Source organism: Virgibacillus carmonensis (genome assembly GCF_057836705.1).
Genome location: NZ_JBYQFJ010000007.1, coordinates 96,521 through 121,869 on the forward strand (window position 1 = coordinate 96,521; position 25,349 = coordinate 121,869).

24 protein-coding genes and 1 other annotated feature are annotated in these 25,349 nt (G+C 36.9%); of the genes, 6 read left to right on the top strand and 18 right to left on the bottom strand.

Going from position 1 to position 25,349, the window contains the following annotated elements; all coding sequences use genetic code 11:
* Positions 1–90: 90 nt before the first annotated feature.
* From AC3G7N_RS07770 to tyrS, 3 genes are all read right to left on the bottom strand, one after another.
* A complete protein-coding gene (locus tag AC3G7N_RS07770; RefSeq protein ID WP_489421579.1) occupies positions 91–1,299 on the bottom strand; it encodes an MFS transporter in 1,209 nt (402 codons plus the stop codon).
* Between the two features lie 83 nt (positions 1,300–1,382).
* Positions 1,383–2,597 (bottom strand): MFS transporter, encoded by a 1,215-nt coding sequence (locus AC3G7N_RS07775; protein WP_489421580.1) that lies wholly within the window; start codon positions 2,595–2,597, stop codon positions 1,383–1,385.
* Between the two features lie 154 nt (positions 2,598–2,751).
* On the bottom strand, positions 2,752–3,993 hold the full coding sequence (tyrS, locus tag AC3G7N_RS07780) for a tyrosine--tRNA ligase (RefSeq protein ID WP_489421581.1): 1,242 nt from the start codon (positions 3,991–3,993) through the stop codon (positions 2,752–2,754).
* Positions 3,994–4,041: 48 nt separating this feature from the next.
* Positions 4,042–4,260 (bottom strand) — a binding site (T-box leader).
* Between the two features lie 156 nt (positions 4,261–4,416).
* On the opposite strand from tyrS, the gene AC3G7N_RS07785 reads away from it, so the two are divergent.
* Positions 4,417–6,207 (top strand): M3 family oligoendopeptidase, encoded by a 1,791-nt coding sequence (locus tag AC3G7N_RS07785; protein ID WP_489421582.1) that lies wholly within the window; start codon positions 4,417–4,419, stop codon positions 6,205–6,207.
* Positions 6,208–6,250: 43 nt separating this feature from the next.
* On the opposite strand, the gene AC3G7N_RS07790 is transcribed toward AC3G7N_RS07785, so the two are convergent.
* Both AC3G7N_RS07790 and AC3G7N_RS07795 read right to left on the bottom strand, forming a co-directional pair.
* The gene (locus AC3G7N_RS07790; RefSeq protein ID WP_489421583.1) at positions 6,251–6,808 is read right to left on the bottom strand and encodes a beta-class carbonic anhydrase; all 558 of its coding nucleotides are present in this window, start codon (positions 6,806–6,808) and stop codon (positions 6,251–6,253) included.
* 65 nt (positions 6,809–6,873) lie between these two features.
* On the bottom strand, positions 6,874–8,241 hold the full coding sequence (locus tag AC3G7N_RS07795; RefSeq protein ID WP_489421584.1) for an FAD-binding oxidoreductase: 1,368 nt from the start codon (positions 8,239–8,241) through the stop codon (positions 6,874–6,876).
* A gap of 308 nt (positions 8,242–8,549) precedes the next feature.
* Here AC3G7N_RS07795 and AC3G7N_RS07800 point away from each other — a divergent pair, with 308 nt between their 5' ends.
* Complete coding sequence (locus AC3G7N_RS07800) at positions 8,550–9,905, top strand: alkaline phosphatase (protein ID WP_489421585.1); 1,356 nt, start codon at positions 8,550–8,552, stop codon at positions 9,903–9,905.
* 394 nt (positions 9,906–10,299) lie between these two features.
* Here the strand turns inward: AC3G7N_RS07800 and AC3G7N_RS07805 are convergent, their stop codons facing one another.
* The 3 genes from AC3G7N_RS07805 to cyoE all read right to left on the bottom strand — a co-directional run bounded on the left by AC3G7N_RS07805 (position 10,300) and on the right by cyoE (position 12,284).
* Positions 10,300–10,938 (bottom strand): transporter, encoded by a 639-nt coding sequence (locus AC3G7N_RS07805; RefSeq protein WP_489421586.1) that lies wholly within the window; start codon positions 10,936–10,938, stop codon positions 10,300–10,302.
* Between the two features lie 110 nt (positions 10,939–11,048).
* Positions 11,049–11,327 carry a GNAT family N-acetyltransferase gene (locus tag AC3G7N_RS07810; protein WP_489421587.1) on the bottom strand — a complete coding sequence of 93 codons (279 nt, stop codon included), beginning with the start codon at positions 11,325–11,327 and terminating at the stop codon, positions 11,049–11,051.
* 24 nt (positions 11,328–11,351) lie between these two features.
* Positions 11,352–12,284, bottom strand: a complete 933-nt coding sequence (gene cyoE, locus AC3G7N_RS07815; protein ID WP_489421588.1) for a heme o synthase — start codon at positions 12,282–12,284, stop codon at positions 11,352–11,354.
* A gap of 219 nt (positions 12,285–12,503) precedes the next feature.
* On the opposite strand from cyoE, the gene AC3G7N_RS07820 reads away from it, so the two are divergent.
* On the top strand, positions 12,504–12,779 hold the full coding sequence (locus tag AC3G7N_RS07820; RefSeq protein ID WP_489421589.1) for an alpha/beta-type small acid-soluble spore protein: 276 nt from the start codon (positions 12,504–12,506) through the stop codon (positions 12,777–12,779).
* A gap of 365 nt (positions 12,780–13,144) precedes the next feature.
* Complete coding sequence (locus AC3G7N_RS07825) at positions 13,145–14,629, top strand: glycine betaine uptake BCCT transporter (protein WP_489421590.1); 1,485 nt, start codon at positions 13,145–13,147, stop codon at positions 14,627–14,629.
* 215 nt (positions 14,630–14,844) lie between these two features.
* Here the strand turns inward: AC3G7N_RS07825 and AC3G7N_RS07830 are convergent, their stop codons facing one another.
* Both AC3G7N_RS07830 and AC3G7N_RS07835 read right to left on the bottom strand, forming a co-directional pair.
* Complete coding sequence (locus AC3G7N_RS07830) at positions 14,845–15,936, bottom strand: threonine aldolase family protein (protein ID WP_489421591.1); 1,092 nt, start codon at positions 15,934–15,936, stop codon at positions 14,845–14,847.
* Positions 15,937–16,095: 159 nt separating this feature from the next.
* Positions 16,096–16,689, bottom strand: coding sequence for a vWA domain-containing protein (locus AC3G7N_RS07835; RefSeq protein WP_489421592.1), 594 nt, complete (start codon positions 16,687–16,689; stop codon positions 16,096–16,098).
* A 99-nt stretch (positions 16,690–16,788) separates the two neighbouring features.
* Between AC3G7N_RS07835 and AC3G7N_RS07840 the strand changes: the two genes are divergently transcribed.
* Complete coding sequence (locus tag AC3G7N_RS07840; protein ID WP_489421593.1) at positions 16,789–17,280, top strand: hypothetical protein; 492 nt, start codon at positions 16,789–16,791, stop codon at positions 17,278–17,280.
* 83 nt (positions 17,281–17,363) lie between these two features.
* On the opposite strand, the gene AC3G7N_RS07845 is transcribed toward AC3G7N_RS07840, so the two are convergent.
* From AC3G7N_RS07845 to AC3G7N_RS07855, 3 genes are read right to left on the bottom strand one after another with little or no spacing between them, the layout of a single operon-like run.
* Positions 17,364–18,215 carry a DegV family protein gene (locus AC3G7N_RS07845; RefSeq protein ID WP_489421594.1) on the bottom strand — a complete coding sequence of 284 codons (852 nt, stop codon included), beginning with the start codon at positions 18,213–18,215 and terminating at the stop codon, positions 17,364–17,366.
* A 50-nt stretch (positions 18,216–18,265) separates the two neighbouring features.
* On the bottom strand, positions 18,266–19,135 hold the full coding sequence (locus tag AC3G7N_RS07850; RefSeq protein WP_489421595.1) for a proline iminopeptidase-family hydrolase: 870 nt from the start codon (positions 19,133–19,135) through the stop codon (positions 18,266–18,268).
* Between the two features lie 25 nt (positions 19,136–19,160).
* Positions 19,161–19,628, bottom strand: coding sequence for a divergent PAP2 family protein (locus AC3G7N_RS07855; RefSeq protein WP_489421596.1), 468 nt, complete (start codon positions 19,626–19,628; stop codon positions 19,161–19,163).
* 247 nt (positions 19,629–19,875) lie between these two features.
* On the opposite strand from AC3G7N_RS07855, the gene AC3G7N_RS07860 reads away from it, so the two are divergent.
* On the top strand, positions 19,876–20,361 hold the full coding sequence (locus AC3G7N_RS07860) for a hypothetical protein (RefSeq protein ID WP_489421597.1): 486 nt from the start codon (positions 19,876–19,878) through the stop codon (positions 20,359–20,361).
* Positions 20,362–20,728: 367 nt separating this feature from the next.
* On the opposite strand, the gene AC3G7N_RS07865 is transcribed toward AC3G7N_RS07860, so the two are convergent.
* The 5 genes from AC3G7N_RS07865 to AC3G7N_RS07885 all read right to left on the bottom strand — a co-directional run bounded on the left by AC3G7N_RS07865 (position 20,729) and on the right by AC3G7N_RS07885 (position 25,215).
* Positions 20,729–21,256, bottom strand: coding sequence for a YehS family protein (locus AC3G7N_RS07865; RefSeq protein WP_489421598.1), 528 nt, complete (start codon positions 21,254–21,256; stop codon positions 20,729–20,731).
* A gap of 64 nt (positions 21,257–21,320) precedes the next feature.
* Complete coding sequence (locus tag AC3G7N_RS07870; protein WP_489421599.1) at positions 21,321–22,514, bottom strand: DUF4317 domain-containing protein; 1,194 nt, start codon at positions 22,512–22,514, stop codon at positions 21,321–21,323.
* 108 nt (positions 22,515–22,622) lie between these two features.
* Positions 22,623–23,525, bottom strand: a complete 903-nt coding sequence (locus tag AC3G7N_RS07875; protein ID WP_489421600.1) for a sensor histidine kinase — start codon at positions 23,523–23,525, stop codon at positions 22,623–22,625.
* A 21-nt stretch (positions 23,526–23,546) separates the two neighbouring features.
* Positions 23,547–24,299 (bottom strand): ABC transporter permease, encoded by a 753-nt coding sequence (locus AC3G7N_RS07880; protein ID WP_489421601.1) that lies wholly within the window; start codon positions 24,297–24,299, stop codon positions 23,547–23,549.
* Complete coding sequence (locus AC3G7N_RS07885; RefSeq protein ID WP_489421602.1) at positions 24,292–25,215, bottom strand: ATP-binding cassette domain-containing protein; 924 nt, start codon at positions 25,213–25,215, stop codon at positions 24,292–24,294. Before AC3G7N_RS07885 ends, AC3G7N_RS07880 begins: the two co-directional genes overlap by 8 nt.
* Between the last annotated feature and the right edge of the window lie 134 nt (positions 25,216–25,349).

Sequence of the window (25,349 nt, forward strand, 5' to 3'; positions counted from 1 at the left end):
TTCAGAATGTTAAAACTGGGACACCACCCGAAGTTTCATTGTAGTAAAGGCTGCACCAGATTTCCGATGCAACCTTTATTAATCATCACTTTAATTTTGATAGTTGCCAGGAAAACAATGTTTTTTAGCGAAAAGGTAGATAGCCGCTCCACCCAACAATATACCTGCTAAAATAAAGGCAGATCTCACTCCAAAAAGTTCAGCTATTGTGCCCATTACTAGGGAAGACAGGCCAAACGTTAATGAGATCAAGGCGCTCTGGGCACCATACAACGTTGGCAATTCTTCTGGGGTTGCCTCTCTTTGAATATAGGTCTCGTAAGTTATTGACTTCACTTGCTCCACCAATCCATAAAGAACGGAAAGAGCCAGTGCAATCCATGCAATTGAATTAAAACCGAACAAAAAGGTAATGATACTTACCCCAAACGAACCAATGATCATTATTTTTTTCAAATGGTATTCAACAATACTGGAATATCTGGAACAAAATACACCTCCTATTAGTAAACCAATAAAGAATGTAGTGTTTATATATCCCCACCATGCTTCAGATTTTTGCAATACCTCTGAAACAAAAACGTAGATGATAGCTGCGATCCACACAACATTTGCAATGGCTTCGATAAAAATCACTACATGAAGGGTACGAAAGAGTGACGACTTCCAAATAACTTTCCAACCTTCCTTCAGGACCTCGCCAACTTTGTCATTCGTATCTTTTCTTTGAAAAGGAGTCTGATCCACAACCCGGTTCATCATAATAGAAGATAGGACAAACAAACTAAACGTGATCCAAATAACTTGCTGTCCACCAATCAGTGCTACTATAATACCTCCAAGCGCCCAACCACCAAGTTGAATGGTTTGATCTACAACAGAAATAAAACTATTTGCCTTCACAATATCTTGCTTTTCGACTACTCTTGGCAACATGGCCCTAGTCGCTGGCATCGCCCATCCATCTAAGAAGGCAATCATCAATATACAAACAATCAGGGCCCAAATAGATGAGATGGTTTGCAAACTCACCCATGACGCTAAGCCAAACAAAACAAATGTTTTACCAATCTGAGACCCCACCAAAAGTGTTTTCAACTTATATTTATTGAATAATACTGGCGAAACGAATCCACTTAAGAAACGTCCAAGAGTAACAATAAATGGCAGCAGCGCTAAATAAAATACCGACTCAGATACCGAATACAAGATCGATATAAGTCCTACGATGTAAAATACATCGCCAAAATTAGCTAAAGACTGACCTATCCATAAGAAGCGAAAGGAATTACTTTTCATTTTTACTACCCCTTTTTTATCATTTTTCAACTAGATGAAAAAAAGGTAGATTTACATACTCTGATACCTCACTTATTCAGTTTCTACTCTATTCCAAACGAAGAGAGCGATTTTTTCAAATGCTTTTGTACATAGGAAACGAAACTATTTACCAGTAATAGGACAGCACAAAGTAACAATGCCAATACTGGATTAATTAATTCCGCAACAGCACCTGCGAATCCATTGGCCATTATGATAACAATTCCAGCTAGTAGAATTCCACCGCTGCTAACCCGTGCTAAGAAGCTATCTGATGTGACAGTTTGCCTAGCCGCTCCGTTAATGACAAAAGCCATTGATAGTGCTCCGTCAAATAAGAACATTCCTGCAAAAGCACTCCACATAGTTGGTGAAATGGCAATGAGCATAACACCAAGTCCAGATACTGCTAATATTGTTCCGCATAACTTATTCCAATGCATATCTTTCAAACGATGCATAAGAAAAATTCCGACAATATTCCCTGCACCAGCACCTGATAAAAGTATTCCTGTCTCACTCGCTGTTAATCCTAACACCTGTTTTGCATAAATAATCGCGAGCAGGCTGATGGCGTGTGTACTAAAATTCAAGACCATGTGATTAAGCGTAATAAACCGTTGTATCTTGGTTGAGAACAACAGCTTCAGTCCACTTAATCCCCGATTCCATGAGCCTTTTTCCGATATTCGACTCTTTTGTACAGGTTTTTCTTCTTTAATCGTTAAACAAGCAATCGCAATAAAGGATAGTAAAAATGAAAATGCATCAATTCCGAGCGTCGCAGCAGCACCGATTGCTGTCAAAGCGAAACCAGCCAACAAAGGCCCGATTAATGTACTAACAGCATCAGCCGCTTCCAAATAATTATGTGCTTCCACAAGACGATTACGACCAGAAATCCGTGGCAATAACGAATTCATGGAAACAGTAAAAAACAATCCCGCTATCCCTGTTATGAATAAAATTGACGAAATAACTGCGACATTGAACTGGTCCATATAAATTGCAAAAACCAGCAAGGACATCATAATCGCTCTAATTAATTCAGCTGACATTGCGATTTTTTTCTTTGGTTTATCTTCAATCCAAACACCCACCGGAAGAGAAAAAAGCAATGGAGCGATATGTGTGCTTATTGCTACTATTGCGGCCTTTATTGGTGAATTAGTTACCTCGAGAACGATCCAAGGAATAACAAGTTCACTAAACCTTCCACCAAAAATAGAAACGAGTTGACCCAACCACAACATGAGAAAATTTCTTTCTCGTAACATGTTTACACCTCAAATACAGTATGCTTCTATTCAGTTTATAAGTTGGTCAATCGTTTTATTTTTACATCGCGTTAATCCTCCATAATTAGTAATGTTAAATAACATTTTATACCATATAATCCTAATTGTGAAGCAATCTTCTGAATGTTTATTTTTAAAGTTTCAGCCTAACAAACTTACGCTTTCCGACCTGCAAAACAAAATCATTTTGGATCGTTACAATAAGATTAACATCCTCCACCTTTTCCTGATTCAATCGAATGCCACCATTTTTGATCATACGGCGAGCTTCACTTTTAGATGGAAGTAAGTCTAGATCAGTGATCAGATCTAGGATACCTATCGTAGCTTCCTTTTCCCATGTAACCTCTGGAATTTCATCTGGCATTTGATTTTTTTGAAAAACTGTCAGGAAATATTCCTTACTTGCTTCTGCAGTAATAGTGTCATAAAGCATTTCGACAAACGAGAAAGCTAATCGGACTTTTGCATCACGAGGATGAAGGGTTTCCTTTTTTAGTTGATCCTTAATTTCAGCCACTTCTTCAATAGATAGATTGGATGCTAATTCAAAATATTTTCCAATCAGTTCATCGCGAATTGACATGGTCTTGCCAAAGATATCATTTGGTTTCTCATCAATTCCGATATAATTTCGCTTTGATTTCGACATCTTTTCTACCCCATCTAGACCCTCTAACAATGGTAGCAACATGACAACTTGCTTTTCTTTCCCAAATTGCTCCTGAATTTCACGACCAAATAATACGTTAAACTCCTGATCTGTTCCGCCTAATTCGATATCAGATTCGAGCATCAATGAATCATAACCTTGCATAACAGGGTAGAAAAACTCCTGCAGATAAATAGGTTTATTTGCATTGTATCGATTATGAAAATCATTTCGTTCGAGCATTCTTGCAACCGTTACGTTACTTGCTAGTTGTAAAACCTCAGCAAACTCAAGTTTAGACAACCATTTCGCATTATAGTGAAGCTCAACCACTTGCATATCAATAATTTTTCCAAACTGCTCAAAATAGGTTTGGGCATTATGCCGTACTTCTTTTTCAGTCAACGTAACTCTAGCAGTTGTTTTACCAGTTGGATCACCGATTTTACCTGTGAAGTCACCGATAATGAGTTGAATCGTATGGCCTAAGTCTTGAAATTGTTTTAGTTTGTTTAATACAACCGTGTGGCCGATGTGGATGTCTGGTGCAGTTGGATCCAGCCCAAGTTTTACTTTTAGTGGTTGGTTCTTAAGAATAGATTTAGCAATTTTTTGCTTAAATTCTTTATCAGGAATAATACCATTTACACCGTAAGCTAATATTTTGTATTGGCGTTCAAGTTCCTGTTGTTGTTGTTCCGTTAATTGTTCCATGTAGTTCATTTCTAATCCTCCTCGTAAAAATTTAAAATACAAAAAGACACATCCCAATCAAGGGACGTGTCTTATCACGCGTTACCACCCAAGTTGAAGACCGAAGCCTTCCGCTTAAAACAAGATATCGGTTTTACCGTCTTAAACTAATCGCCATTTGGCTTTCGCAAAAGAAGCTCAGAAAGGTATTCATCTAGATTCTTGTATCGATTCGCAGCACCCATCGACTTTCTGAAACAACGAATCTACACTACTTATTTCCGTCAACGCTAATTGCTATTAAAGTTAGAAATATAGTACGTCTTTTCAGATGTAATGTCAATATTATTTTCATTCGTAATGATGATTCTGAGTCAGCCTCAAGGTGGATGCATGAAAATTATAAATACTTTATACTTCTGTGTAAGGAAAACTTTTGGGGAGGAATTCGTAATGGAGAAAGTAATCAGTGAAAATTGGGACCTTGATTCTCTATACCATGGCGGCAAGGAATCAAAAAAATTAAATGAGTTAATTTTAACGTTAAAGCATGATATGAAAGGCTTACAAGAAAATGTTCAAACGTTTGATCAACCTGATACGCAAGACTTGGTTGACCTTTTTCAAGAGGTGCAGGAATACATCAGCACAGCTTTTGAGCTAGATGAATTCCTGGTTTGTCTATATTCCGTGAATGTGGATGATCCGGATGTTGCCAAATTGATTGATGAAAGTGAAAAAATAAAAGCTGATATTGAATCTTTAAAAATTGATATGGATGAATTAGTAGCAAAACTTTCAGACTCAGAATGGGAAGATTTGTTGCAACATGAGGGAGTAAAAAAATATCAATATTACTTAGAAGAACGTAAACAACAGATGGAAGATAAATTGCCAATTGAAATGGAAAAAATGATAAATCAGCTTTCCATTAATGGATTTATAGGATGGGAAGATTATTATGAACAAATGATGGGTGATTTACGAATCCCGGTTGAAAAAGATGGACAAAAAGAAGAAATGTCGATTGGTCAGGCTCAAAGTTATGCTATGTTTTCAAGTGATCGAACAGTTCGTCAGAAGACGGCTCGAACGATTGTTGAGATCTGTAAAGAACAAGCGGAGTCATTTGCAACAGTCCTCAATCGAATTAATGGATTCAGGTTAGATGTCTACAAACAACGCGGCTGGGACAATGTTTTGAAGGAAGCAATGGAGCAGAATAGAATCAAGGAACAAACTGTACAGACGATGGTTTCAGCCATCAAGAAAAATAGAGAAATCGTACAGTGCTTTCTACAACGAAAAGCTCAGGTAATGAAATTAGAAAAATTGGGTTGGTATGACACGGACACCCCGAGCTTTACTTCCAATAAAAAGGTTTCCTATAGTGAAGCAGCTGATATAGTGATTGCGCAATTTCATAAATTTAGCAATAAGTTAGGTGAGTTTGCAGAAAAAGCATTTCATGAAGGGTGGATTGAAGCTGAAGATCGGAAGGGAAAAATGCATGGCGGTTTTTGTGCATTTATGCCATTAAAAAAGGAAAGCCGTATTTTCCTAACATTCACAGGAAGCTATCAAGATGTCGTGACCATTGCCCATGAGCTTGGTCACGCTTATCATAATTATATTTTGCAGGATGAACCAGTGTTTTCACAAGAAACCAGTACGAGTGTTGCAGAAACAGCTTCTACCTTTACTGAAAATTTAGTGCTGGATGCTGCAATCGAACAGGCTTCTACTGATGAAGAGAAACTATCTTTACTAGAGATGAAAATCTTAAACGGATTGAAATATCAAGTGACTGTACCAGCTATGTTTGAATTTGAACAAAAGTTATACAATGAAAGAAAACAAGGGACACTTAGCGCAGTTGAGATATCAAATTTGATGGAAGGAATGATGAAAGAAGTTTACGGGGATGTTGTTGAAGAAAATAATACGTATTTCTGGATGACCATCCCTCATTTTTATCATACAAATTTAGCATTCTACAACATTCCATATACAATCGGTTATCTATTTAGTAATGGAATTTATGCATTAGCTAAAGAACAAGGCGATCAGTTCCCTGAACAATACGATGCCTTATTGCAAAACTCGGGAAGAATGACGGTTGAACAATTAGCAAGTTATTCCCTGAATGAAGATATAGGAGAGAAGGAATTTTGGGAAGCTTCCCTTCAACCTACTATTAAAGCAATAAACGAGTATTTGGAGTTGACGGAGAAGATGGTATAGATATTACAAAAGCGAACAGTGCCAAGCACTGTTCGCTTTTTGTTTAACTTCTTGTGTCGACGACAGTGAGCTCTCCTGTTTCAGGGGAAATGGCAAGTCCGTGAACCGGAGTATTGGCGGGTAGAAACGGGTGACGTCGAATAATATCAACACTATTCCGTACGTTTTCTTCCACATCATCAAAGCCCTTAAGCCAATTTTCTATATCGATACCTGCATATTTTAAAGCATCTAGGCTGGCAGGATCCATTCCTTGTTTCAAAGCTTTTTCAATAATAGATTCGGATTTCAAGCCGGTCATGCCGCATCCGTAATGTCCAACCACCACCACTTCTTCAGCTTGTAATTCATAAAGAGCGACTATAATACTTCTCATCGTGCTCTCAAAAGGATCGGAAATAATAGCACCAGCATTTTTTACGATTTTTGCATCACCGTTACGCAAATTCATTGCACGAGGGAGCATTTCCAAGAGACGTGTATCCATGCAGGTTAGAATAACTATCTTTTTATTTGGAAATTTTGTAGTTTGATATTGCTCATATTCTTTATTTTTTACGAATTCTTTGTTGTAGTCTAGAATAGATTCCATGACGGACATGTGCTACACTCCTTTTTTACATAAAAGTATATTCTAATAATAAATGAAAAGATTACTTTAAACAATTAGCTGGTGAAAAATATCTTTCCTGGATTTAAAATATTGTCTGGATCCAGTGTTTTCTTAATTGCTTGCATAACTGGTAATGCCGTACCATGTTCTAGCGTTTGGTACTTCATTTTACCAATTCCGACACCATGTTCGCCAGTGCATGACCCACCTCTTTTGAGTGCGTACTCCACAATATGTTTATTATACCTATCCGCATATTCCACTTCTTCCTCATTTTTGGTATCAATCATGAGGGTTGTATGATAATTTCCATCACCTACATGTCCGACGATTCCACCATCCAGGTTATATTCCTTCAACACTTTCTTTGCGGATTTAATTGCTCCGGCAAGCTCTGACAGCGGCAAACAAACATCGGTTGTCATCAATTGCTTACCGGGAAATCCATGCTTAAATGCGTATGCTACAGCATGACGAGCTTCCCATAATTTATTGCGAGTCTGTGTATCTTTTTCAAACTCAAACGCATGGTTATTTAGATCCACAAGTATCTCTTTTGTGAACTCAATATCCTGTAATAAACCTGCTTCGTTTCCCTGAAACTCGATAAATAATGTAGGCATCTCATCATAGTTGGTATCACTGAATTTATTTACTTGTTCTATAGAAAGCTCATCAATCAATTCTATTCTAGCTACCTGAATACCAGCGGACAAAATATTGACTACCGCGTTAACCGCAGAATCTATCGAATGAAAAGTTGCTCTGCCGGCTACAATCATTTCAGGAATTCCATAAACACGCAATGTTAACTCGGTAAAACACCCTAGTGTCCCTTCTGATCCTGCAAATAATCCATTTAAGTTATAGCCTGATGAGGATTTAGCAGCTAAGTTCCCTGTATGCATAATAGTTCCATCCGCCAGCACAACCTCAAGATCTCTTACTTGATCACGCATTATTCCATATTTTACAGACGTTGTTCCACTTGCGTTTGTTGCTGCCATACCGCCTAATGTAGCATCAGCGCCTGGATCAACAGAAAAAAACAGGCCATGTTTTTTTAATTCTTGATTTAATTTTGACCGCGTTACCCCTGGTTGTACCTTGACCAAAAAGTCATTTGGTAACACCTCAATAATGCTATCCATCAATGAGAAATCAAGTGAAATCCCACCATTTAATGGAATAACATGCCCCTCCAGGCTAGATCCTATTCCAAAAGGGACGACCGGAACCTTATGTTTACTTGCTATTTTCATTACTTGGCTTACTTCTTCAGCGTTTTCTGGATATATCACCACGTTAGGAAGACTTGGTGTATGATAAGATTCGTCCTTACTATGCTGCTCTAAAATAGTTGTATTCGTTGACACTCTATTTTTAGGTATAAACGTTTCTAATTCAGAAATGTAATTCATTTATCTCACCTATCCTTTTTAATAACCTGTATATATAAAATTCGACATGAGCTATGAAAATCCTGTTTCTATATGCTAGTCTATTAGACACTGGTAAAAACTACTATCTTTTCAAACGATTTCACTCCATTATTAACCCTCCATTAAGTTTCATCATACGTTTCTACTAGTTAGTACTCCTATTCGACTTACGTTTACATTCCTTTTACAACTTTTACAAAATTCGCAACGAATCTACTATTTTTTTAATTGCCTTTTTAATCTACCATATTAAGAGAAGATGCAATACAAACTCTAGGGGGATATAAATGAGAAAAAAAGCGTGGATTATCGTTGCCGTATTTATGTTGGTAGCAGCAAGTGTTATTGGAATAAGTAGCACAAACACAAGTGCTGACAGTGGAAAGAACAAGCACAAAGGAAACAATGGTAAGGCAAAAAATGTTATTGTGATGATCGGTGATGGAATGGGTCCTGCTTATACTACAGCGTATCGTTACATGAAGGATAATCCATCCACGACGCAAATGGAGAAAACAATTTTTGACAAACAACTTGTAGGAATGGCAAAAACCTATCCTGAAGATAGCGAAGAAAATGTTACAGATTCAGCTGCAGCAGCAACCTCTATGTCAGCAGCTATTAAAACATATAATGGTGCAATTGCTGTCGATAACGACAAAGAACCGGTAGGAACAGTGCTTGAAGCTGCTAAAGAAAAAGGAATGGCTACAGGACTTGTAGCAACATCACAAGTTAACCACGCAACTCCAGCAGCATTTGGTTCACATGACGTTTCACGTAACAATTATAATGATATTGCCGATGATTATTTTGATGATAGGATAAATGGCGAACATAAGGTAGATGTCATACTCGGTGGTGGTACAGACTATTTTGATCGGGAAGACAGAAATCTTATAAATGAATTCAAACAAGATGATTATAACTATGTGACCACAACAGAGGAAATGCTAGAAAACGAGAATGATCAATTACTAGGTTTATTTGCACCAGTAGGATTACCAAAAGCAAAAGATCGTAAAGAGTCTACCCCTTCACTTGAGGAAATGACTACAGCAGCACTTGATCAATTGAAGCAAGATAAAGATGGTTTTTTCTTAATGGTAGAAGGTAGCCAAATTGATTGGGCAGGACATGCTAACGATTCCGTTAGTGCTATGAGTGAAATGGAAGACTTTGCAAGAGCATTTGAGGCAGTAATTGAATTTGCTAAAGAAAACGGCCACACGCAGGTTGTATTAACAGCCGACCATTCTACTGGTGGATTTTCCATCGGTCGTGACGGAGATTACAACTTTTATCCAGAGGCAATCAAAGCAGCTGAACGTACACCAGAGTTTATGGCGCAGAAAATTATGGATGGCGGAACAGTTGAAGATGTATTGAATGAATATGTAACATTTGATTTCACTGAGGAAGAGCTCGCATCTGTCAAAGAAGCCGCTAGTAAAGATGACTTTGATACATTATATAGCGTTCTTTCTGAAGTGTTTAATAACCGTGCAGGCGTGGGATTCACAACGAGTGGACATACAGGTGTCGATGTACCGGTTTATGCCTACGGACCAAAGAGTGAAGTGTTCTCGGGGCTGATTGAGAATACGGATATAGCAAAAGAGATTTTTGGATTTTTGAAGTAAGTATAATATTAAACGAAAACAGCCCAGCTCATTGTGAGCTGGGCTGTTTCCGTATTATTTTAGTTACTTATTCCAAACACCTCGTTAACTGGAACTGGCGGACATACAATCCCTTATTTAACATATATCGAAGTAAAATAGTGGTATTCCTCCCAAATAATGACCCTGATGTCCGTTAACACCTTAATATTGTTTGTTTTCAATAAATAGGATATCTGGTGTCCGCGAATTAATTTTAGGTATTCCTTTATTACTTTACAATTGCATGTTATTAACACTTTCTATTTTAACTCCTTAACCTTGTTTTTTGAATAATCTCTAACCTGATTCTTGACCATATACTTAGTCAATAAGTTCTTATCCTCTGATAGATATTATAAAAAATAATACTTAATCACACAATATCTCTATCCTGTTCAGACACAGACTTCTTCTTTTTAGACCTGGTAAACAACACTTCTACCTTGTTAAACACCCATTGTAAGGCTAATCCTTGAATCGCAATTCCAATAATGGATATTCCAGTTAATGTCCATACTGAAATCGGATTTCCAATTATAAAAGTATCATGACCAAAAAAGAATAAATATCCAAATAAAACGAACAAAGCCTCATAATAAGTTTGTATGGACCCTTCTAGATTCCAAATAACCAAGGATTCAGCAAATAATAAAATAAGAATTATCGATACTAGTAAACTCATGGATTGAACCGTTAATTTTCTTACATATGGTGAGATATAGTATTTTGTGATTGTTTTGATTCGAAACAGGTAGATAATCCGTACGATTCTGGCTGCCTGAAAGAACTGATCAAATGGTATGATTGCAATTAAAAGAAATGGATTTTGCTTAATGAACCCCCACTTTTCCTTAGTGGCTATCAAACGAACGAAAAAATCAATGAAAAACACACCCCACACAATCCAGTTAATTGTTGAGTTGTACGTGTTTTCACTCCAGAGTGTGATAAGCGTTAGCATCACAAGTAAAATCATAATACCCTCGTATACTGTTTTTAATAGTTGTTGCATAACTACCCTCTCCTGAGTGTATCTAACTCCATTATATTAGAAAGATCGCGTGAACGACTAAAAGGCATCTACAGCAAATATGTAGATGCCTTTTTTAGCATATCATCCCACTATTGAGCAAGCACATCCTGAAACTCAGGTGTTTTTGCAATTTTATTTTTAGCGTAGGAACATTCGGTGATAATTTTCTTTCTTTCTTCTCTTGCGTAGTTAACTACTTTTTCTACAAGTTCCCCGGCAATTCCTTGTCCTCTAAGCTCATCCGATACAATTGTATGTTCGATAATTAACTTCGCATCATCTGTTGAAACAAAGGCGATTTCTGCTAAAGGCTCATCTTCGTTTTCGCCAACAAAAAATTTATTTTCGCCCTTTTTAATATTTTTCACCGTAAAACCTCCCTTATTTATCAACTAGACAGGTAATGTAACAATAATCATCATTAGGAAAAGTATCGTTACATAATTAACTGAACAAAGAAACATCACTCGTGCCCACTTCAAATCATCTTTTGTAAAAAAACCGCTGATACCCGCAGCTAACCAACCAACGTTAAGTACTGTAGCAATTACCATAAATGGTGTACCTAGTTGTGCTAAGAAAAGTGGTAGCGGAAGTAGACAAGCGATATATACAACAATTTGCCGCTTCGTGATTTCAAATCCGTGTATAACTGGCAGCATCGCAACCTCCGCAGCTTTATATTCTTTATATTTTTTCATCGCAATTGCAAAGGTATGCGGCATTTGCCAAATAAACAAGATAAGGAATAATACTATTGGAACTATATGATAAGCCGGTTCTATTGCCGCCCATCCTATTAATGGTGTAACAGCGCCAGAAAGACTTCCTATTACTGTATTAAGTGTGTATCGTCGTTTTGACCACATGGTATACAGGACAACATATGTGAACCATCCCACGAGTGCATAAAGGGTAGCTTCAATAGTTGTAAAAAGTAAAAGAACGAAACCAAGTATACTCAAAACGATTCCCAACTTTAGAACTAGATTAAGCGGAATGGTTCCCGTTACAGTTGGACGATTTTTTGTCCGCGCCATTACTGCATCAATATCTGCATCGTACCAGTTATTTAGGATGAGTGCTCCAGCCATAACCATCGTACTTCCAATAATGGTTAACAAAAATATCCCCCAATAATCTGCAAAAGATGCATTGGTGAAATATAGAGCTAACCAAAATCCAGTAAAGACAGGTAGTGCATTAGCTATTAAAACGACTAATTTAAATAGTGCTTTTAGATCAGCAATTAATGCAGAAACACTTTTTTTATTTGATACGGGGTTTCCTATCTTCTGTGAAGATGGACTATCCTCTTGATTCATTTCATATTCTTCCTCTCAGACTAACAAATAAGCTTAAGACACATTACTTTGATGATACCATTTTTGATAAACATTTTCGATTCAATCACTTTATGTTTGAAAAAAGTACATAATTGGATAGAAATCTGGAAAGATTTATTAGGTTTATCCCCTCCCTTAAATCACCATAGATTAACCTGCAATTTTAGGAAACCATACTGGATAAGGAGGTGATATAAAGTGGCGAGAAGTAATAAAATTTTGGTTCCAGAAGCACGGAAAGATTTAGATCTACTCAAGGCGCGAGTTATGAAAGCAAAAGGATACGATGTAAACATGACTGATCCTAATGCTGTAAAGTATGAAGTTGCAAATGAACAAGGGGTTACACTAAAAAAAGGGAACAATGGTCAATTAACTTCGGAGCAAGCGGGGAAAATTGGTGGACCTATTGGTGGTAATATGGTCAAAGAAATGGTCAAAATGGCTCAAGATCAACTGACACAACAAAAATAATTATATCCGCTGGTTTGAATTTGTATAACCAGCGGAATTCAGCAGAAAAGAGTATCGTTTTTAAGCTTTTTATAAACTTGGTTTTGGTGTTCTTCGATAACTCTCAGGTACCCTGGCAGTCCTGGTTGTTGAGCCGTCTAAACCATAGAAACCACCATTTTTATAGACCAAAACCCTTTTCCTTTCATACATTCAATGCTTTCACCATACGCAGACTGCTTATATGACAACCGATTCCTACTTAGAATAAAACCATTAGTTTCAGAAATACTAAGTGAAATGCTTAATATCTATCTACTTATATTATCGGTTGAACCCAGGAAAAAACTCTCTTTTAAGTGAATTAATTTAGGAAGGGGCACACAATGAAAAAGGTTACTTCAGTTTTTTGGATTACATTGGCCATTACATTGATCTTATCTTTTTGGGGAATTCTTAACCCAAAGGGATTTGAAAATATTTCAAGTACTATTATGAGTTATATATCTGTTCACTTCGGCTGGTATTATTTATTAATCGTCTCCTTATTTGTGATTTTTTGTTTATATTTGATCATCAGTCCATATGGAAAGATCCGGCTTGGTAAGCAAGGGGACAGGCCTGAATTCAGTTATCCTACATGGTTTGCCATGCTTTTCAGTGCAGGAATGGGAATTGGGCTTGTATTTTACGGTGTAGCATCACCCGTCTCTCACTATATTGAAACCCCTCCCACGGCTGATCCAGGTACAAGGGAGGCGCTTGAGGATTCGTTGCGCATAACATTTTTCCAATATGGTATTCACGCATGGGCGATATATGCCATAATCGCTCTAGTGCTCGCTTATTTTACATTTCGCCATGGAAAACCTGGGTTAATCAGTGCTACACTCGAACCCCTTTTTGGAGATAAAATGAAAGGACCCTGGGGGAAGCTGATAGACATCATTGCAGTATTTGCGACCATAGTAGGTGTAGCCACTACTCTTGGATTTGGTGCAACTCAGATAAACGGAGGTTTTACATACCTGTTTGGTATTGAAAGTTCGTTCTGGGTTCAACTTATTATTATCCTAGTTGTAACTGTGTTATTTATGCTTTCTGCGTATACTGGGCTTAGTAAAGGCATTAAATATTTAAGTAATGCGAATATGACTCTGGCCGGAATTCTATTCGTTGCTACGTTAATTCTGGGACCAACTTTATACATTTTAAATTCGTTTATAGACACGCTGGGAGCTTATATCCAAAGCCTCCCTACTGAGAGTTTACGTATATCTCCGAATGATGAAGCAGAACGGCAATGGGTTATGGACTGGACCGTTTTCTTCTGGGCTTGGTGGATTGCTTGGGCTCCTTTCGTCGGGATCTTTATTGCCCGTATATCAAAAGGACGTACGATTCGTGAATTTCTATCCGGTGTTCTTATCGTCCCCTCTGTCGTCAGTTTCCTCTGGTTTGCAACTTTTGGAATGTCGGGTATTGATGCACAAAATAATGGTACAGATATTGCTGGCCTTCCTGATGAACAAGCTCTTTTCGCAATGTTTGATCAGTATCCATTTAGCGTTGTTTTATCCATACTGGCCATCATGCTGATTGGAACATTCTTTATTACATCAGCCGATTCAGCTACCTTTGTCCTGGGAATGCAAACGACAAACGGTTCCTTATCTCCCCCAACAACAGTTAAATTCGTATGGGGATTTGCCCAGTCAGCCATAGCTGCTGTACTTTTATATACTGGTGGATTACAAGCTCTGCAAAATGCATTAATTTCTGCAGCGTTCCCATTCTCATTCATCATGCTGCTGATGATTTTCTCTTTTTATAAAGCGTTGAGGAAAGAAAAAGAGGAAACGAAACACTAAATTAAGAAAAGCTCAGGGCGCCTTGAAAGACACGACAAGCATAAGCAGAGCGGTGCAGTGTGGATGAGTTTCCTCGCACGGAAGCGAACTGCTTATGTCTCGCGTGTCTAGGCGCTGGAGCTAGACAGATAAACGCCAAAACTTATACTTTCCTTGCTTATTAAAAAGCTGGATGACCTTTTAGTAAAGGTCATCCAGCTTTAATTTCAGGATTTTTAATTAATTTCCTTCAATTTGACATCAAGCATTTGAAATACTTCTCTCACCTTTTCTTTGGATATATTTGAATACCTATCCCCCATACTTACCTCAAAGTAGCACCCCTTATCACTTGTCCCTCTAATACTTCCGGTTAAACCAACCCCTGTTTTTTTATAAATTGATATCAATATCGGTTCAAGATCTTCTCTTGAAAAGTCAAAATGAACATGGAACATATTAGAGACAGGCACTTTTGGCTTTGTCGACACTGCATGGCATTGATTATAAAATCCAGCAAGTTCTATCGCTTCTTCGTAATACTGATTCATTTTATCTTCCCGTTGATTGAAATAGTAATCTGCACTGACTATGTAAGGATAAAGACTGATTAAATCTCCACCGTGCCGCCTTTTCCATACTTTTGATTCCTCTGTGAAGTCTTTAGCACCTGCTAGAACTGCCCCTGCAATTCCACCAATTCCTTTATAAACTGAAAGATAGACACTATCAAAAAGCTCGCAAACTTCAGCAGCAGTCTTCTGATAATAAGGAAGAATTTCCAAAAGTCTAGCACCATCTAAATGTAACTTAATTCCATTCTCACGACAGTAAGAAGAAATACCTTCAAGTGTTTGGTAATCCGGTAATTGACCACCAATCTCACGCTGAGGTAGTTCAAGCAGTAGACAGGCGATATTATCTTCCATTCGTACAACATCTTCCAACTGAATGACTTTATTTTTATCAGCTAATAAAACAGAATCAATGCCATGCAGTTCTTTTAAACCCTCTTGTTCATGAATCTCTATATGACATAATGGATGATAAGCCACTTTATTCAAGCCTTTATGGTCACACCATATTCTTAATGCAATTTGCTGTGCCATCGTTCCACTTGGGAAAAACACCGCCGATTCTTTCCCTAAATAACGTGCCATCTTCGCTTGAAAGTCTTCAATGATCTCACCGTTCCCATATACATCACTCTCTTGCAGACCATCGATATTTCCCAGTGCATCTTTGAGTACCTGAATGTTTCTATTGCCATGACCTGCTACTTGATAATCAGTTTGTTTAAACGCTTCTAGTAAGTTTTTTTCATTCACTCGATATTCCCCCTCTACTACATAACTGTACCACTATTCTAAAAAATTTTCGTATAAAAATTAAGTAATACTCGATTTTTTCAGATAAATCCAATCATAGAGCACATGCGTTGCAAGTAAAAAAAGCATCCACAGAATTTATGTAGATGCTTACTTGAACTAATTAATCCTGTTTTTTCTTCTTACCGATAATTCTTCATTAACCATGGAATACATACCTTCTACGCCATCACATGACGCTTCAAAGCTATAAGCATTCTCCCTGCTAATTCCCACATTATCCGCTTCCTTTGTGGCATCAATGTTTGCACCGATAAAAATAAATTCCCAACCATATTTTTCTTCCTGGTGATTGATCATTTCTTTTACTTTCTTATAAGAAAATTCGCGGCTGGCGTTTTCCATTCCATCTGTAGTAATGACAAATAATACCTTACCTGGCCTTCTGTCCTCACTGGTCTTTGAAAACCTATGCCCAGCACCCAAAATAGTTTTCCCTACTGCGTCCAGCAATGCCGTGCTTCCCCTTACATAATATTCTTCACCCGTCAACTTAGCTTGGTTTGCATCAACACCATTCCATAATACTTCATACTGATTATCAAAAAGTACTGCAGTAAGGATTGTTTCCCCTTCCAGCTGGCATTGCTTTTTAACTAAAGAATTAAATCCGCCAATGGTATCACTTTCTAGACCAGACATCGATCCACTCCGATCGAGTAAAAAAATTATTTCTGTCGAGTTCTTATTCATTCAATTCATCCTCCTAAGTCTTACATCATGGTATAATAGTAGCTGAGTTTATCTATTATATGGTCGCCTGAAAAGCGACATTTTTGGGAGGTGCACGGAATGCTCAGTAATGAATTTTTTTTGAAGTTGGAGCAGTATGTAGAGCATCAGCTGAATCAACTAATCACTTATAGTAAGCCGATCTATACTGAAAGTGAGATCCTAAAGGAAGTCAGCGAAAGTGAACTCGGGAATTTTATAAAAAAGAATCGTAAACCATCATTTCAACAAGTATTGTTTAGCTTTATTGATAAAACCGGTGCCAGTGATCCAGAAATATATAATAAAGCGGGAATTGACCGGAAACATTTTTCAAAGATACGATCCAATCCAGGCTACCGACCAGGAAAAAATGCCATTATTGCACTCGCCTTAGCACTTGAGCTAACTAAAAAAGAAACCGATAAGCTCTTAAGCTCAGCTGGTTTCTCATTTTCCGACAGTGACACCTCTGATTTGGTTGTTCAGTTCTGTTTAGCAAAAAAAGTTTATAATATCCATGACGTTAATGAAGCGTTGGATTATTTTAGTTTGAGGCCGTTGACTGAGTAAGTTAGTTTGTGGTCTTCCTCGAAGTAAATCAGGTCTACCATATCTTTGTTTTTTTGAAGTGTAAAGACACTCAAGCCAACTCCCTAAACTTCTAACCCAGCAATCCCAAAACCACCAGGTCCAGCATGAGTAGAAATCATAGCACCAGCTTGCATCCATTTTACATTTTTAAAACCATTTTCTTTGGCAATTTCATCCATCCGCCGCATGATGCTTTCATCAAGTCCGATTGAGTATTGAAAATAAAGTTGTTCTCTATCAATGTCGTATTGATTTAAATAATCTTGCATAAGTTTTTCTGTAACTCCACTCATTTTTCCACGATATTTCTTAGTTGAAACAAGTTTTCCTTCAATTAATTCAATGCGTGGCTTTATTTTTAACAGAATCCCTCCTAGATATGCAATATTACTTACACGTCCACCGGCTTTTAAAAACTCTAAGCTGCCGGGAACGAAAGCCAATCTTGATTTAGGAATTATTGATTCTATTTTCTCTATTAGACTAGTAGGTTCAATCGTTGGTTCTTTCTCTAATAAGGTAACAGCATACATCACAATAGCGGTTAATCCACCTGTAACATTCAAAGCATCAATTAGAAAAAGATCTTCAAAGTCTTCCGCTGCAATTGTCGCATTGTGAAAGGGGGAAGATGCCTTTGATGTATAACCAATATGAATAATGATACAGTCAGGAAAGTCTGCCTTTATTCTCGTAAAAAAGCCGTGATACTCATGGGAATTTGTAGACGTTGTAGAGGGTATCTTTTTTGTATGCTCATAATAGTCGTAAATATCCTTTACAGGTAACGAACCATCTAAATAATCCTGGTCATCCATGATTACGTGCATCGGAACCACCTGAACATTATGCTTGTCAGCTAAATCTTCTGGTAAATCCGCTCCACTCTCTGTCGATAATATAATACGTCTCATTATATATCCCCTTTCCTATCCATCCTAATTGCTTTTTTTATAAGCACTATCTACTCCAAACTTTTTAAAAATCCTCTCATCGTCTGCATAAATTCCTCAGTTTCTTCCAGATAAGCCATATGTGCGCTCTTTTCGAAAACATGAAATTTACTATCAGGTGTAAGTTCACTAAAATACTTAGTAGATTCAGGTGTAGCTTCGTCATACCTGCCACAAGCAAATAGCGTTGATATGTTGATGGTTTTAAGCTGTTCTGTGGAATCAAAGTTTTTAAGGTTTCCTGTAACATGAAATTCAGATGGCCCCCACATTATATTGTAGATTTCACGATTTTTAAACGGAGCTCCCTTTTTTCGAAAATCCGTCATTCCACCACTTCTGCATACGAAATGCTTATTAAATACTTTAGTTGCTTCTTTGTATGCGTCGGAATCTGTTGTTCCTTTTTCCTCACATCTTTTCAATGTTTGTTGAACATCAATTGGCAATTTTTCACGGTTGCGTTCCTGATCCGCTGCCCACCTGGGAGCACTTAAACATGGACTTGAAAATATAATACTTTTTACTCCTCTAGGATTGGAAAGGTAATAAGCTGCCGCTAAAGTTGTGCCCCACGAATGACCGAGCAGATGGAACTCCTTGAGTTGAAGATCTTCCTTTAATTGATATAATTCCTCCACAAACCGATCAATTTTCCATAAAGATGTGTCTGTTGGCCATTCAGACTTCCCGCATCCTAATTGATCATAAAATATAACGGGACGATCTTCTGCCAGGACTTTTAACCCTTGCAGCGACCAGTGAGACGAACCGGGACCACCATGTAAAATAATGACAGGTGTCTTATTTATGTGGGTGCCATGAATCTCGTACCATACTTTTCCTCCGGTTACTTCAACGAAACCTTCTTTAGCAGTCATTTTAGTTCCTCCTACTCAACCTGTTCTATTTATTTTCATTTTTTGCTGAAATAAATCCTAATATAGAACCAAAAATTGCCCCACCGAGAACTTCTAACGGCTGGTGTCCCAAAAGCTCCTTCAAATCCTTTTCTCTTTCCACAAATTTCATGCTCGGAAAATCTTTGGATAGCATTACAAAGTTATTTTCCAGATCGTTGACGAGCTTAGCAATTTCTCCGGTATGGCGTCGTATTCCTTGCGCATCATACATGACAATTACACCAAATATTGTTGCTAATGCGGTTTCTGTATGGCGCGACCCTTTATGTGCAGCTATGTAAGTTGATAACGCTGAAACACCTGCCGAATGTGAGCTAGGCATACCACCAGTTGTGGCTACTTGTTTTAAATCCCATTCTCCTGTCGCTCTCTTATGTGTCAGTACCTTCAAACCTTGTGCAAGTCCAATCGCCGATAGTGCCGTCAATATTCCTCTATTCATCTTCTGCATTACATTTATCCTCCAATCTGAAAGCTTTCTTCTCTTATTTCAATACCCGAAAACAGTAAGTTTTATGCAGTCTATTACTAGTTCGACAATGGTTAAGTACTAGTATGCCACAACTTTGAAAAAGATTGTAAATTTCGAGATTGAAGTCTACTTTTAAAAAGCCGATGAAGGACAAATCTAGACGCAGTCGAAACGTTCTTCATAACGTTATCTCTCGCAGATTTCTTTTGGGTTAAGTGCATGATGAATGCAGAAGATATTAAAATGGATTAAGATAATATATGTTACTTATAGGGAAAATGAACGAGAACAGATTCTTGTCTCAACAATTAAAATAATAGTCAACAGTTCTATATACTGGAAAAAGTGGATGATGCTAGGAGGGAAAACAATGGATGAAGCTATATCGTTAAGCGCTTTGAAAGCTTTGGTAGAAAAGAAAATGAAGAAAAAAATCCTTGTGAAAATAATGTGGAATGACAAAGAAAAGATAACCTTGTTAATAACGGCAAATATGAAAATTAACTCTTTTATATATGACGAAAAAGAGGGGTATTTATTTTATGATAATGTAGGAAAGCTTATTGAGTATGAAATTCCATATATTCTGTCAGAAAGGGAATTGGCAGACGGGAAAGTGATACTGCGTGGAACAAAAGATGAAAAATCAAGGGTTAACAATTACCCCTTGTCACACGAAGATATTATATTTTTAAAAGAATATCATTCGTAATAATGACAATAGGTATTATGAAGTGAACGAACGGATAAAAAGATACCGAAACTATTTTAGAGAACCAAGAAAAGCGCAAGCGTCTTGAAAGACACGACAAGCATAAGCAGAGCGGTGCAGTGTGGATGGGTTTCCTCGCGCGTAAGCGAACTGCTTATGTCTCGAGTGTCTAGGCGCTGGAGCTAGAGAGATAATCGTCAAAATTTTATACTTTCTTTGCTCTTGAAAAACCATAGCTCTTAGTGTAAAAGAGTTATGGCCTTTTGGTAAATAGTCCTAAATGATCTCGTGATTATATTATAAAAAGTGTGTTATAACTAAAATTTAATAGTTATTAAAGTGCAGTTTTTTTCATGACGATATTCCCTTATCCTCTATATGTGATAGCTAATCCCTTCAGGAAATTTCTAGCGTACTTATCACCGCACTCCTGGTAATTCTTATGTCCTTCTTTTCTTAATAAGGCGCTTAATTCGCTTTTAGTAATAGTGACTCCAGCTTCCTCTAATATATCCAGAACATCTTCACTTTTTAATGCTAGCGCTATTTTCAATTTCTTTAGCATGATATTATTAATATTATTAACACTCGCATTAATCTTTACAGATTCAGTAGATTGCCCTGGTTTTGGTTCTTGATGTCCTCTTCTAAAAGTAATAAATCCATTTAAAAATGACTCCAACATAACATTTGTGCATTTTATATGCTCTTCATTTTCAGGTATCTCATCATAGTTGTCAGCTTCATTATCATAGCCGTCATTTGTTTTAGTTAGTATCTTTAGCACTTCTTCTTTTGTTACTTTAATACCTCCAAGTTTAAATATTTTTACCATGTCCGTATTTTTAATATCCAGAGCATACCTTAATCTGATTAATATATCGTTATTATCCATCTACAAACCTCCTGTTAGATTGCCTGTTTGCGTAACATCTCCGTTGCTATCATTGCCTAAATAGTCAATCATTATTTTCTTCCGCTTTCTTAAATAAAGCTTCGGGAATCATTTCAAAACCTTCGATCACTGTATTTTCTTCTACTTCCATCATTAAATAACTCTTCCCATCGAAATGGACTTGACGTACAAATCTTAAGTCTTGTGGACTAATGGATATATTGGCTATTTTTGTCTCTATTTTAATAGATTTTGACGTATATTTCGGTACAATGTTATTAGCTTTAAATTCATAACTTTCATCGTCAATCACAGTTTTAAAAGCGGATTCTACCCTTTCCGTGTTAACATCTTCTATACCACTGCTTCTTAAAACTTTTTCTACATCTTTATAGTCTAGCCGCGGTACGTCTTTCTCTTCATTCTCTTCCACTACACGATGAATCTCTTCGTATACATTGGAAAGTGTGGACGTATTGATTTTTTGATCGCCAGCTACGTTTTTTACAATTTCCTCAAAAACAATTTTATCCTCTGCTGCAGTCATTATTTCTTCCGCATTTAATACTTCCTCCATAAAATGATAATTCAGTTCATTCTTCTTCCCTGCCGAATAAAGTACATGGTTGACATCCGCGGAATTATCCGTAATAGAAGGAAATAAAAAACCTGATATTGGGGCCTTCAGATTGATAATAGGATCTACGACAATATTATACTTAAACTCTTTTTGAACGTAATCAAACAGTAATTCTTTTTTCGGGTCTAGTGTTTTATTCATACTGCATAAAATAAAGGGATGGGAGTAAACTGTATTACGTTCACTTTCTTCCGACTCTTCACTTTGACGTTTCATCGGTTTCTTATATTCTCCCCGTATAAATGTTACAACAATATCCATCTCATATTGTTTATCTTTCAGCATTTTTTCCACAAGGTAAAGCATTTGCCCTTTCCATTCTTCTGTATCGTTACTTAATAAGCCTTGGTGAAGAATGAGCTGACTGTTATTTTCCACATCACGCTGGAATTTTAATTCAAATAACTTTTCATCCAGCTGACCGGATAGTACTTTCTTAAAGTTATCCATAAATAACTCTTTCTGTTCCTCTTCCAGCATTTCAAATGGCATACTCTGGTGATGATAAATCTCACTCGATTCCTTCATGATGTACACATTAAAAATTTCATTTATTGTTAATAAATCATTATTCACCTTGAATTGTTTACGTATATTTGCTATGTCTTTTTTGTCCAATTTTGTTCCACTCCTAAGTTGTCATTGTGTTTGGGACGCAGAGGGACGGTTCTTGTTGTCCCAGTTGAATGGGGAGAACCGCCCCTCTTTCCTGAATATGGAGTTTATTTATAGTCCCCATTCACACTTCATAAATAATTGGTCCTCTATTAACTCAGCAGTAAGGCACCCGTTCATTTTTTCCATTAAACTTTTTGCAATCGGTAAACCGAGTCCAGTACCTTTTCCAGTCCGTGTTTGGTCTGCTTTATAAAAACGGTCAAACATACGATTTAAATCCTGTTCACTTAAATGGTTGACCGAATTACTAATGGTCATCTGAATGCATGAATCTAATTTTTCAAGCCGGATGGATACATCTCCGCTTGTATGCCTAATTGCATTTCCTACTAAATTTTCGATGACTCGTTTAACGGCAGATGGATCGGCCAAAATTATGATATCGTTATCTGGAATATTTAAAGTTGGCTCAAGACTTCTTTTATTAAATTCTTCGTAAAATCCTAATAGTACCTCTAAAATCAAATGATTTAATCTAATCATTTCAATTTTCACTGGATAATCTGCCTGTTCGATTACCGATAGTTCGAAAAAATCCTCAAGTAAAACCTTTAATCTACTTGCACCATTTTTAATAATATTGATAAATTCTTTTCTCGTCTCTGGAGTTATTTCATCTGATTCTAAAAATTGAAGATATCCCAAAATTGAGGTCATAGGGGTGCGTATATCATGTGAAATGTTTGATACCGCCTGTTTCAGTTCATTTTCAGTCAAGCGTTTTTCTGCCCCTGCCTTTTTTGTTAAATCAATTTGGTTATTGATTTCTTTTGCTAGATTCTCAAAATCTTGATCAAAATAGCTTATATCAATCTTCTTAGCTGTTACATTTTTGTTTAGATCACTAAGTTGTCTTGTTGCTCTTTTGATTTCCCTTTTTAAAAAATATAAACGGGTGAGGGCATATAATAAAACAATAATTGCTATTATCGTTATCGTTGCATAAATCACACTACTCACCCGCTTTCTTTCTTACTTAATTTCCTTGTTTCTAAAAATGAAACTTCCTAAAATCCCTAGTACTACGAAAGTCAAGATGGGTACAACAATGAAAGTTAAAACATCCTCACCATCCCAATGTCCGATTTGATCAATGGTTAATATTTGTCCATGTGACATAAATATTGAATGAGTAATGATTGGTTCCAAAAACGGAGCTTTAGCACTTAAAATATCTAACAAGCTATCGATAGACGCAAGGAACAGGAGTAGAAATGCTATAGCTTTTCCACTGTCAGCAAAAATGACCGAAAAGAATGCCATAATGGAGGCGAATGCTACTGCGTAAAGCGTAATCAATCCAATCGTTTGGAAATAATACGTCCATTCAGGCCAGACATTGAAACCTATATAAATTGCACTAGCACCCATCATAAAAATCGGTAATATTAATAAAATGATGATGGATCCAATCGAAAACACGGTCAGCTTAGCGAAATAAGTTTGTATTCTACTATGGCCGGAAGAAGCGATACTCTTCACCGTACCCGACGTAAATTCATTAGCAATAAAGAACCCTGCTAATATGGCTGGCAAAAGGCTTATTATATCACTATTGATTGAAAGAATAAAACCGCGATAAAAGGCATTTTCACTTTGTACGTCGGAAATCCCTATTTTATCAAGAGGATACAGAAAAGCGAAGGTAATTAACAGCCCTGTTAGTACCCAAAAAGTTCGATCCTTTTTTAATTTATACAACTCTGTTTTCATAAGATTACCCATGGTTTACACCCCCAATGCGATTGGTAAAGTAGACTTCTAATTCTTCACCCATTGGCATGAATTCCTCGATAACCAATCCTTCATTTGTTAGGGCTTTTGAAACTTCCCCTGGGATATCCATATATGCAAACAACTTAATCGATCCGTCTGGCATGACTTCAAAATCTTGCGTTGAAAAATTTCTTTCTATAACAGTTGCCGCTTTGTTTGGATTATCTACTTTAATATGCAGGTATTGCTGACATTTTTCATTTAGTTCTTTAGCCGATAATTGCTCTAACAGTTCCCCTTCATGAATGATTCCGTAGTGGGTTGCTAATAAATGAAGTTCACTTAAAATATGGCTTGATATTAAAATAGTAATTCCATATTCTTTATTCAGTTTCTTTAATAATTCTCGTATTTCGACTACTCCCATTGGGTCTAGTCCATTTATAGGTTCATCAAGAATCAAAAATTCAGGATCTCCTAGTAGTGCGATTGCAAGTCCAAGCCGCTGCTTCATCCCTAAAGAAAAGTTCTTGGCTTTCTTTTTCCCTGTATTCTGTAAGCTTACAAGCGCAAGTGTTTTTTCAATACAATCTTTCCCAGGTATCCCTTTTAATAGCCTATGTGCCTCTAAATTTTCAGAAGCTGTCATATTCGGATATAAAGCAGGCCCCTCAATTATTGTTCCAATTCGTTTTCTTGCCTCAATCAACTCTTGTCCACTGCTTTTTCCAAATAATGCAAACGTCCCCGTTGTCGGATAGGCGAGACCAGTTATAATGCGAATTAACGTTGATTTACCAGCCCCATTTTGCCCAATAAAACCATAGATGGATCCTTTTATAATTGATAAATCAACTTTATTGAGAGCCAGTTTATCCTGATATTTCTTAGATAAATGATAAGATTTAAGAACATACTCTTTCATCTAGTTTTTCCTCCTTCATTTTCAACGTGTCCAAAAAGAATTGCAGTTACCGACAATCCAGTTTATCTAAAGAATTCGAGGCTATCCATCCTTGAACTTCTTTTTTCGCTTTGAACACTCTTTTATTATAAGAA

What these genes read in the sequence shown, in the direction of transcription:
- AC3G7N_RS07770 (WP_489421579.1), bottom strand. Translation starts at nt 1,299, where the DNA reads ATGAAAAGTAATTCCTTTCGCTTCTTATGGATAGGTCAGTCTTTAGCT.
- AC3G7N_RS07775 (WP_489421580.1), bottom strand. Translation starts at nt 2,597, where the DNA reads ATGTTACGAGAAAGAAATTTTCTCATGTTGTGGTTGGGTCAACTCGTT.
- tyrS (WP_489421581.1), bottom strand. Translation starts at nt 3,993, where the DNA reads ATGAACTACATGGAACAATTAACGGAACAACAACAACAGGAACTTGAA.
- AC3G7N_RS07785 (WP_489421582.1), top strand. Translation starts at nt 4,417, where the DNA reads ATGGAGAAAGTAATCAGTGAAAATTGGGACCTTGATTCTCTATACCAT.
- AC3G7N_RS07790 (WP_489421583.1), bottom strand. Translation starts at nt 6,808, where the DNA reads ATGTCCGTCATGGAATCTATTCTAGACTACAACAAAGAATTCGTAAAA.
- AC3G7N_RS07795 (WP_489421584.1), bottom strand. Translation starts at nt 8,241, where the DNA reads ATGAATTACATTTCTGAATTAGAAACGTTTATACCTAAAAATAGAGTG.
- AC3G7N_RS07800 (WP_489421585.1), top strand. Translation starts at nt 8,550, where the DNA reads ATGAGAAAAAAAGCGTGGATTATCGTTGCCGTATTTATGTTGGTAGCA.
- AC3G7N_RS07805 (WP_489421586.1), bottom strand. Translation starts at nt 10,938, where the DNA reads ATGCAACAACTATTAAAAACAGTATACGAGGGTATTATGATTTTACTT.
- cyoE (WP_489421588.1), bottom strand. Translation starts at nt 12,284, where the DNA reads ATGAATCAAGAGGATAGTCCATCTTCACAGAAGATAGGAAACCCCGTA.
- AC3G7N_RS07825 (WP_489421590.1), top strand. Translation starts at nt 13,145, where the DNA reads ATGAAAAAGGTTACTTCAGTTTTTTGGATTACATTGGCCATTACATTG.
- AC3G7N_RS07835 (WP_489421592.1), bottom strand. Translation starts at nt 16,689, where the DNA reads ATGAATAAGAACTCGACAGAAATAATTTTTTTACTCGATCGGAGTGGA.
- AC3G7N_RS07840 (WP_489421593.1), top strand. Translation starts at nt 16,789, where the DNA reads ATGCTCAGTAATGAATTTTTTTTGAAGTTGGAGCAGTATGTAGAGCAT.
- AC3G7N_RS07845 (WP_489421594.1), bottom strand. Translation starts at nt 18,215, where the DNA reads ATGAGACGTATTATATTATCGACAGAGAGTGGAGCGGATTTACCAGAA.
- AC3G7N_RS07850 (WP_489421595.1), bottom strand. Translation starts at nt 19,135, where the DNA reads ATGACTGCTAAAGAAGGTTTCGTTGAAGTAACCGGAGGAAAAGTATGG.
- AC3G7N_RS07855 (WP_489421596.1), bottom strand. Translation starts at nt 19,628, where the DNA reads ATGCAGAAGATGAATAGAGGAATATTGACGGCACTATCGGCGATTGGA.
- AC3G7N_RS07860 (WP_489421597.1), top strand. Translation starts at nt 19,876, where the DNA reads ATGCAGAAGATATTAAAATGGATTAAGATAATATATGTTACTTATAGG.
- AC3G7N_RS07865 (WP_489421598.1), bottom strand. Translation starts at nt 21,256, where the DNA reads ATGGATAATAACGATATATTAATCAGATTAAGGTATGCTCTGGATATT.
- AC3G7N_RS07880 (WP_489421601.1), bottom strand. Translation starts at nt 24,299, where the DNA reads ATGGGTAATCTTATGAAAACAGAGTTGTATAAATTAAAAAAGGATCGA.
- AC3G7N_RS07885 (WP_489421602.1), bottom strand. Translation starts at nt 25,215, where the DNA reads ATGAAAGAGTATGTTCTTAAATCTTATCATTTATCTAAGAAATATCAG.